This is a genomic window from Alcanivorax sp. S6407, assembly GCF_023016115.1.
Taxonomy (GTDB): Bacteria; Pseudomonadota; Gammaproteobacteria; order Pseudomonadales; family Alcanivoracaceae; genus Alcanivorax.
On record NZ_JALKBH010000006.1, the window covers coordinates 113,746 to 122,270 of the forward strand.

Annotated in this window: 6 protein-coding genes; all 6 read right to left on the bottom strand. The window is 59.8% G+C overall.

Translation table 11 applies throughout. The features are described from left to right. Window positions 1-2: 2 nt before the first annotated feature. Complete coding sequence (locus MWU49_RS14170; RefSeq protein WP_246973601.1) at window positions 3-2,144, bottom strand: DUF6160 family protein; 2,142 nt, start codon at window positions 2,142-2,144, stop codon at window positions 3-5. 10 nt (window positions 2,145-2,154) lie between these two features. Further along, window positions 2,155-3,528: a hypothetical protein gene (locus tag MWU49_RS14175; RefSeq protein ID WP_246973604.1), complete on the bottom strand. Its 1,374-nt coding sequence runs from the start codon at window positions 3,526-3,528 to the stop codon at window positions 2,155-2,157. Next, entirely contained in the window at window positions 3,512-4,144 is a 633-nt protein-coding gene (locus MWU49_RS14180) for a hypothetical protein (protein WP_246973607.1), read from the bottom strand. The genes MWU49_RS14175 and MWU49_RS14180 overlap by 17 nt, the downstream gene beginning before the upstream one ends. Further along, window positions 4,144-5,589, bottom strand: coding sequence for a hypothetical protein (locus MWU49_RS14185; RefSeq protein ID WP_246973610.1), 1,446 nt, complete (start codon window positions 5,587-5,589; stop codon window positions 4,144-4,146). The genes MWU49_RS14180 and MWU49_RS14185 overlap by 1 nt, the downstream gene beginning before the upstream one ends. A 316-nt stretch (window positions 5,590-5,905) precedes the next feature. Beyond that, the gene (locus MWU49_RS14190; protein WP_246973613.1) at window positions 5,906-6,937 is read right to left on the bottom strand and encodes an AraC family transcriptional regulator; all 1,032 of its coding nucleotides are present in this window, start codon (window positions 6,935-6,937) and stop codon (window positions 5,906-5,908) included. Between the two features lie 160 nt (window positions 6,938-7,097). Then, window positions 7,098-8,207 carry an AraC family transcriptional regulator gene (locus MWU49_RS14195; RefSeq protein ID WP_246973616.1) on the bottom strand — a complete coding sequence of 370 codons (1,110 nt, stop codon included), beginning with the start codon at window positions 8,205-8,207 and terminating at the stop codon, window positions 7,098-7,100. Between the last annotated feature and the right edge of the window lie 318 nt (window positions 8,208-8,525).

Consider the following 8,525-nt stretch of genomic DNA (forward strand, 5'->3'; position numbering starts at 1 on the left):
GCTCAGGGAATTTTCAGAATCACATCGCTATGCCAGGTGCCGGCCGGAATGGCCATGCGCCCGAAATCTTCTGAACCGAAGCCGAGGGTGCCGACTAAAGGGGCGCCGGGTGTGCCGCCAAAATGGGCGGACGTACCGATATCCAGGTCGTTGCTGATGGCCAGTTGCGGCAAGCCATCACTGGTATTCTGTCCGGACACCATGGAAAGACTGCCGTTGCGCCATGCCACCCGCCCGGAAATATCCTTTACGTAAAACTGGGATTGCGGGCTGGAGATCTCGCCTACGGTGATATAGCTGTTATCCAGATCCAGAAGGCCGTTAAAGCCGATCGGCGCGGCACCGGTACTGCTATCCACAGGCAGCGGATTGAGTACAAACAGGAACTGGCTGGTGTTCAGGTTCACATCAATCAGCGACACCTTGGTCAGGGCGTCATAGCTGAGGTTGTCCATATAGCCGCCGCCGAAAATGGAGCGGAAGTGATACTGGGCTTTGTTGTCCGTTTGTAGCCACAGGCCACCGGGCAAATCCGGATAGCGGGTATCACCATCGGTGACGCGGATGAACAGGTCTCGTGCCTGGTAAATGATGTCGCCATTGATAAAGCCGACACCGGCGTTGGCCGCGCTATCTACCATCATGAAATGGGTGTTGGTCTGCCAGCCATTGCCGGAGGTGGCGCGCACGGCGGCACTGCTGCTGTTGGCCCGTCGCCAGGCATCCGGGGATTGGGCGATCAGGTTGATGTCAGCACGGATGCCGGTGTCGGTGGTGGCAACGGTGGTGCCATCTGCGCGGCCATAGGGGTAAAGAAAAATATCCGCATCCAGCTTGCCGAAAGTGAAGGCCGCACCCCAGTCCACCGGCGTGACGGTGCCGCCGGCCAGCGGATCCTCCACCTCGACCAGAGTGTTGTAGGCCAGCAGGCGGCCATCACGCATGAGCACGCCAAATGCCGCTTCATTCGCGCCGGGCAGGGTGTTGCCGTACCACTCGCCGCCGGCTGCAGTGCAGGCGGTCTGATCTACCACCCCTGAGGTAGCGCTGCCGGCACAGAGTCCCGCTGGCCCCACGCCGCCCTGAAATACATCAAAGATGATGGGTAGCCTGAACATGGGGCCCGGGGCGGCCCCCAGTCGCTGCCAGTTGCTGAAGCGGGCAATGGTGCCATTGCCGCCAGCCTCGCCCAGCGAGAGGGAAAAGTCGCTGTCAAAATCCCATTCGGTATAGAGGCTGATGCCCTGGGAGCGTTGGCCGCTCTGGCTGCCATCAAAGTCCTGGTAGCTGTCGGCGCCATTCATGTAGATACCGTAGCCAAATCCACCGGCTTGCAGTCGCCAGACCGGATTGACCAGTCCGCCCTGCCAGCCAAAACGCAGCAGGTTATTACGCCCGGTCTGATCAAAGTCTGCGGGGTTGGCCTTGAACGCCAGGTCGAAGCCGATATCCACATCGGCAAACGGCGCACTGACCAGCAACCCCTGCGCATCGATGCCAACCCGTCCTGTGGAGAGCGCCTGCCCGCCGGCTGCACCATTGGTGAAGCGCGCGGCTAACAACAGGTTGGCGAGACTGAGCTCGGCACTGCCGGCTGCTCCCTGGCGATAAATCAGATCCCCGTTGGCAGACATATCCAGGGTGGCGTAATCGCCTCCCGCATTGAAAAAGCCACCACGATTGATAAGAGAAAACTGCCCTGAGGAAATCAGTGCCAGCGAGCCCAGTGATCGTGCTGAGGCATTGTCTGCTGCGGTGTTGAACGTCAGCCCGCCGATCTCGAATTTCTGCGGCGACCAGTTCCCGGTAACGGCGAGCATGGGATTGCCGCTGTCATCACTGCCCACATCCAGATCCCATTGCTGGTTGAGCGCACCGCCGACACCTTCCAGCGAGACATCCTGTAACTGGGTGCAGGCATGCTGGTTGGCTATGCCACCGCTGCAGGAGCCATCATTGAGGCCGTTGTCGTCGGTCACCCATTGGAGGCTGGCCGCGCTGATGCCGGTGTCGCTGTTCAACCCGACGGAGACCCCGTCTGCGCCGGTGACAGTGGACAGCGCATCATCAGTCATGGCTTGCAGCGCCAGTGAGGTGGCAGGCAGACAAGTGATGACCAACATGGGGGCGAGATGTCGTTTCATGGTCATGCCCTCAACAGAACACCGCACTGCCGTAGCAGTTGGACACCCGGGGCAGATCAATCTTGGGATTATCAATCAACAGCCGCCCTTCCGGGCCGAGCAGGCTGATGACGGTGCCAAGATCTACGCGGCCCACATCAATGCGATCCGGTGGATTGATGTTGAGAATCTTGGCGCCGGGGGCATTCAACCACCAGCCGGTGTTGGCGGTGGGTGCATAGCCGCTGGAGCAGCGTCCGTTGGAAGGAATCTGACCATAGCTCGGGTTGCAGGCATCAAAGGCAATGTTATTGGGCGGTGGCGCCTTGCTGTAATTGGGCCAGGCCACTTTTTCCCGTTGCAGCGACAGGAAAAAGTTTTCCGTGTTGGGGGTCAGCAGGTAGTGCACCTGACGCATGTCGATTTTCAGCTGGCCATAGCCCTCGTTGACGATGGCGCTGGCCAGGGGATTGACGATGCCCCAGCACACGGCGTCCCACCAGGCACAGTTCAGATCAATATCATCCACGGTGAGTTTCGCGGCGGCCACGTGCAGTGTCTGTAAGCGGGTGCCGCCGGCATCGACAAAGAATGGCATGGAGTTGGGGCCGCAGCCGTACTGGGCCGGGTTCATGCGGCCAAAGCAGGTATCCAGATCGGCGTTGTAGAGTCCGGCCATGTTGGCACGGGCGCGAATGGCGGCGGACAGTTCCAGTGACAGAAAACCGGACACGCTGTTGATGCCGGAGTGGCAGTTGACCACGCCCTGGCCGGTAGTGGCGGAAGGGTTACAGGTGCCGCCATGCTCCTGGTTGACCAGATAGGTCTCCAGGCCCGGGCCGACGAATCCCTCGGAGGGTTTGCTGGCGCCGGTGTAGTCGCGACCAATGCCTAGCGCTCCATTGATGCGCTGGCCGCCGACCTTGAGACCGACCACTTCACGGAGGGTGGCGCTGTTGTCGTTCTTGACCGCCAGCTCCACGTAGGGACGAATCAGTTCAAAGGCACTTTCCGGGCCATCCAGTGCAGGAAAGTCGCCGTCGTTGTTGATGCCCATGAAGCTCAGGTAATCGATGTCGATATCGCAGGCGGCAGAGCTGGAGAGCAGATCATTTACGCCACCGCAGCCGAGCTGGAACTTGGCCATGTTGGCATTCAGGTTCAGCTTTACGTCCAGCCCCATGCGATAAAAATCAAAGTTGGCGGAGCCATCACCGGGGGCATTGGCAAGCGCGTTGGGAGCAATATGATCCGACAGGAACAGGCTGCCATCCTGGGCCAGGACATCGGAGAGCGCTTCATCTTCCATGGGAACCAGGCGCGCGTGGGCATGACTGCCAAGCAGCACGCCAGTCAGCAACAGCCAGGTGGCAAGCGGCGATTTTTTCCTAGAAGCCAAACACATAAGCCTCACCTTCGAATCGCATGTTGGCAGGGGCATTGAGTGCCTGACTATCGCTGGCCCGGAAACCGAGCACACTGCCGGTGGCGGCATCGCGCATATAGCCGGGAATGTTGTTGACGGTGTCGTCGTATTCGAGCGCCACCCGGCCAATGTTGGTAAACAGGTTCAGGTCGTTGTAAATGCCCACGTCCTTGTGGAAGGGGTAACGGGTGCGCAGTGACAAAAGCCCGGTGGGGTTGCAGCCGGCGATCAGACAATCGCCTTCCACGGACAGAAAGCGACTGGCGTCGTAGTGGCTGGTGTTGCTGGCAGGGAGGGTGGCGTTGTCGATGCGCAGGTCATTGATCTGCAGCTCGCCGTAATAATCCTTCAACATCAGCCAGATGCCATCACGGGCGGACAACTCGAAGCCCATGCGGCAGGGATTCAGCCCGCCACTGGTGCAGCCGATCGGATTGCCTGAGGCATCCACGTTGTTGCGCAGCATCAGGGTCAGTTGCATGCCTTGCCCGGCTTGCCCGGCGATATGCGCCATTTCCTGATCATCCAGCGGCTGCAGGCTGTCGGCGTGGGCACTGATGGCCAGGCATAACAATGCAGGAAGTAATGTCTTCATCAGCACACCCCCGGCCGGCAGCTTTCCATGTGGAACTGGTTGATCAACAGTCCTTCGATGCGGGCGGAACCCAGGTTGACCCGGTCAGTAGTGTAGTAACGGTTACTGTTGCCGGGGCCGCTGCTGATCGGTCCTTCGCCAACCCCGAAACAGACCCCGGGATTATTGGGGTCGCAGTTGTAGTTCTGGGTCTGCTGCATGCTGGATGTCTCGCCTCGCTTGTCGATGCGGATCGGGCGTTTGGCGAAGGCGTTAAAGGTGCTGCCGCTGCGGGCCTGGAAGATGATGCCGTCGTTGCTGGCATTGATGGTTTCACGGGTGCCCTGGGCGGCCCAGCCGGCCATGGCCGGATACCAGTCTCCATAGCGAACAAAGCCGTGGGAGAGGCGGTAGTTCTGGCAGGCCGTGTCGCCGCCAGCGCAGGGGGTTTGCCAGTCGCGGGTGGCAGTGCGGGCAGTTTCAAAGCCGCGGATATCACCACTGTCGAGACCGTAGAAACGGTTGTAGACCGTGGGGTTATTGGGGATGGGTGTCAGTTGCAGATAAAAATCCCCGCTGGTGCCCACCGGCCCCAGCACCAGAGACTGGTAATACAGTTGCCCAAAGGGCAGGAAGGCTTCCACATTACGGAAGATCAACCCCTCGTTAGCTTCGAATACCGGGGCCTGGCCGATGATGTCAGTGGCGCCGCTGTTGGCTTGAGCAACACTGAAGCGGAAATCACCACGAAGATAGCTGTGGTACATCATGCCGAAGGTTTCGTTGCCCGGTTCGGTATGTTGAAACAGGCGAAACACACTGCCGGCAGCATTGCCGCGGATAATGGTCTGGCTTTTCAGCAGCCCGCCGCCGCTGGTGTTGTTGATACCTTGCCCGGCGGTGAGCAGCTGGGTGGCGCTGTTGCGGGTGGCGCCGGCTTCGATTTCGCCCCAGAACGACAGGGTGTAATCCGGCTGGCTGGTGGGTGCCAGGAATTCGTAGATGGTCTTGTCCGGGCTGGAGGCATCCTGGTTTACCAGGCTGCCATCCCAGGCCATGCCGCGGGGAGACCAGGCGCGCATCACATAGGGGTTATCAAAGGGGGAAAACCACTGAATCTGCCCGCCCCGTGGACAGGACAGGGACGAGGCGTCACAGAGGGATTCATTCCAGTGGCTGCCGCCAGCCCCGGCACCGGAAATGTTGATGCCATACCAGCGCAGGTCGCCGCGCCGCCAGCAACTCTGATTGCCACTGGTGTTACCAGTTGACGTACAAGCGCCAGCCGGGCTGATGCCCACCTGTTCAAAGTAGCTGGTAGGTGCCATCAGATAACGAAAGTTATCCAGTGCCACGGCAATGCCGGCCCCGTGAGCGGCAGACATTTCGCTTTCATCCAGCGGCTGCAGGCGAGCATGGCCGGCACAGGCCAGCACCAGCAGGCCGATTGTTATTGTTGTTTTCATGATTATCCCCGTCTGATGGGCTATCGATCAGACTGAGGGACTATTGTCGGCAGGGGGTGGGAAAGGGCGCAGAGGTAAATCTTGCCAGCGGGCTGACAAATGACGTCGCGGGTTGAGTTGAAAGTGTAAAGTTTAAAGTTGAAACGCGGACCGGGGCGGCGGATTTTGCCAGGCTGTGCCCGCGCTTACCGGTAATGGCGCGGGCACATAGGTGGGCAACATGAAAACCTTGCGCGCGCCTTTTCAACTTTGAACTTTACACTTTCAACTCAATGATGCGGCGGTGTCGTGCAGGGTGAGGGCGGCGCCCCGGATGTCAGTCGTGCTGGAGTTGATCCCGATATTGCGAAGGGCTCATGCCGGTCCAGTGCCGAAATCGGCGTTGGAAGGAACGGGCATCGGCAAACCCCAGTCGACTGGCGATATCCTGCATGGTGAGTGGCTGCTCACGAAGGAACTCCCGGGCCAGCTGGGCACGCAAGCCATCCAGCAGTTGCTGCCAGGTCAACCCGGCATCGGCCAACCTCCGATCCAGGGTGCGAACCGAAATGCCCAAGCGGTCGGCGACGATTTCTCGCCGGGGGGAGCTGCCCGCCATGAGGGTGCGCACCTGGAGTTTGATCTGCTGGATAATGCACTGGTTGGCCTGCTGCTGGGCAAGCTGTTTCCTGGCCAGCGCTTCGGCTACCTGCATGGCGTCATTGCTATAGGCGTTCAAGGGGATATCCAGTAGTGAACGTTCTGCCACGATACGAATTTCCGGGGCCCGGTAGCGTATCGGACAGCCCAGCAACGTCTCCAGGTAGGCCTGGCTGGCTTCGGAGGCGGGGGAATGCTGGAAATGAATTTCAACGGCTTTCAGGTCTTGTCGCCCGGAGATGAAGGTGGCGAGCTTGAACAGCAGCACGGCCATGCTTTCAACGAGGTGGCGGCGAATCACCGGATTGGAATAGGCCATCAGTCCCTGAAAGGCCACATGCTCACCGGGTTCGTCGAGAAGCTGGATGGCGCCGGCGTTACCGCCCACCAGAGCCTGATATTTCAGTGCCGCTTCAATCGCCTGATGGGCACTCCCGGCCATGGTGGCGATGGTGGGTAATACGCCGTAGAGCGAGGGCATGACCTGCTCCCCCACATGGATGCCGAACATGTCATCGCCGCTTTGCAGAATCAGCTCGAGCATGAAGCGTTCGAAATCGCCGGCGGCAGTGTGGTGCATGGGCTGCAGGGAAATGTCCGGCGACATGCCGCAGCGCTGAAGGATTTCGGCGGCAGGCAAACCCAGTCGTTGTGCCCCGTAGTAATACTGTGACACCCCAATGCCAGTGATGTAGTAGTCAGGTTGCATGCCATTCCATCCCGTGGCCGGGTTGATCCCGTAATTATTCTGATTATCTGAAACAGGCCCGGTCAGCAGGTTATTGTTCAGCGCCGGGTGCCGCGACGGTAACGACAGATTGGGTCAACAGGGGGGCAAATATCGCCGCCCGGGCCGTGTTCATACGGCGCTACAGCGCCTCGCGGTACCGGGATGGAGAAAGTCCGGTCCATTGCTGGAAGCGGCGCTGGAAGGAGCGGGTATCGGAAAAGCCCAGCCGCTGACTGATATCCGCCACCGTCATGTCGGTGATCTTCAGGTAATCCTGAGCCAGTTGCTGGCGGGTCTCGTCCAGCAGTTCCTGCCAGGACAGCCCCTGTTCCGCCATACGCCGGTCCAGGGTGCGCAGGCTGATGCCGAGGCGATCGGCGACAGTCTTGCGGCGGGGCAGGCCACTGAGCATCAGATCCCGTGCCAGCCAGCGCAGTTGACTGGCCAGGTCCTGTTGTTTCTCCACTTCTTCCAGTTGCTGGCGTGCTGCCGCTTCCGCCTGCACCAGCCGCTGATCATTAAACACATTGATGGGCAGGTTCAGGGTGTTGGCATCCAGCTCCACCAGGTTGCTGGCGGCGCCGAACGTGACCGGGCACAGGAAGATGCTTTCCAGAATCGCTTTTTCCTCATCATTGACCGGTGCGTGCTCCAGCTGCACCCGGCAGGCGGTCAGGTTGGGTTGCCCGGTGATAAAGCGAACCATGGAGGTGGCCAGCAGCATCAGGTTGGTCATCAGGTGGCGGCGCAGCACCGGCTGCTGGGTGACCATGGAAGCGGTGAGCACCATGTTGCCGTTGTCGCGGTTTTCCAGATGAAAGCCGCCGGAGTTGCCGCCGATCAGGGCCTGATATTTGGTGGTGAAGGTAAGAGCTTCACGCAGGCTGGCGGCACTGAACGCCAGGGTGGTCATGGTGTTGAAAATGGCCGGCATCATCTGCTGGCCAATATGCAGCCCCAGCAGTTCATCCTGACTGCTGAGCAGCAATTCCTGCAGGAAGGCTTCCGCCTGCCAGGTGGCCACCCGCGCCATGGGCTGCAGTGAGGTAGCCGGATCCAGTCCGCAACGTTGCAGAATCTCGGCAGCGGGCAGGCCAAGGCGTTCAGCGCCGTAATAGAGCTGAGCCAGGCCAATCCCGGAGATGAAGTGATCGCTGTCGGTGGCAGGGCTGTCAGAAATAATGGAATCCGGATTCATGCCATCATTCTGCAACAAAACACGCCGCCGGGAATAGAGATCGAATGCCATTCGACGGAAATCGGTCCCTTTCGAAGCGAGAAGCTCGCAGCTTCAGGAGGCTTGGCGCAGGTGAAGGGTAGAGTCAAAGGCGGTTTTTACCACAGAGATCACGGAGATCACTGAGGGGGAGCGGTTGGCTGGTGGTGGTGTGTTGGTTCCGGGATGGGTGTGCCTGGCTGGCACCCGGTTCGTCCCTCGAGAGGAACTCCTTGTATCTCTCCACGAGTGTTGATTAGCTACCAACACTCACGGGTCGGGCTAAAGCCTGTGGAACTCCTGAGGACATAGATCCTGCGCTGTAGATCTGGCTCCGACCCACATTCTCTT

Excerpts from the sequence above, each read along its gene's own strand:
- MWU49_RS14180 (WP_246973607.1), bottom strand. The coding sequence starts at position 4,144 with ATGAAGACATTACTTCCTGCATTGTTATGCCTGGCCATCAGTGCCCAC.
- MWU49_RS14175 (WP_246973604.1), bottom strand. The coding sequence starts at position 3,528 with ATGTGTTTGGCTTCTAGGAAAAAATCGCCGCTTGCCACCTGGCTGTTG.
- MWU49_RS14170 (WP_246973601.1), bottom strand. The coding sequence starts at position 2,144 with ATGAAACGACATCTCGCCCCCATGTTGGTCATCACTTGTCTGCCTGCC.
- MWU49_RS14195 (WP_246973616.1), bottom strand. The coding sequence starts at position 8,207 with ATGGCATTCGATCTCTATTCCCGGCGGCGTGTTTTGTTGCAGAATGAT.
- MWU49_RS14185 (WP_246973610.1), bottom strand. The coding sequence starts at position 5,589 with ATGAAAACAACAATAACAATCGGCCTGCTGGTGCTGGCCTGTGCCGGC.
- MWU49_RS14190 (WP_246973613.1), bottom strand. The coding sequence starts at position 6,937 with ATGCAACCTGACTACTACATCACTGGCATTGGGGTGTCACAGTATTAC.